This window comes from Pantoea latae (assembly GCF_002077695.1).
Lineage (GTDB): Bacteria > Pseudomonadota > Gammaproteobacteria > Enterobacterales > Enterobacteriaceae > Pantoea > Pantoea latae.
Genome location: NZ_MWUE01000061.1, coordinates 1 through 345 on the forward strand (window position 1 = coordinate 1; position 345 = coordinate 345).

The window sequence follows — 345 nt, forward strand, 5'->3', positions numbered from 1 at the left end:
AGTAACTGTATGGGGCTATAGCTCAGCTGGGAGAGCGCCTGCCTTGCACGCAGGAGGTCAGCGGTTCGATCCCGCTTAGCTCCACCATACTGTTTTCTGAAATAGTTCAGAGCGTACCGGAAACGGTGGGCTGTGAAGTATTATGCTCTTTAACAATCCGGAACAAGCTGAAAATTGAAACGACGCTTTGCGTTATTCCCCCGTAACAGGGAATAAAGGCAACGCGTTCGAGTCTCTCAATAATCACATCCGCGACGTCGCAAGACGCCTGTGGGTTGTGAGGTTAAGCGACTAAGCGTACACGGTGGATGCCCTGGCAGTCAGAGGCGATGAAGGACGTGCTAA

1 tRNA gene is annotated in these 345 nt (G+C 51.9%); it reads left to right on the forward strand.

Going from position 1 to position 345, the window contains the following annotated elements:
• Positions 1 to 11: 11 nt before the first annotated feature.
• Positions 12 to 87 (forward strand) — tRNA-Ala (locus B2J69_RS23430).
• The last annotated feature ends 258 nt before the right edge of the window (positions 88 to 345 follow it).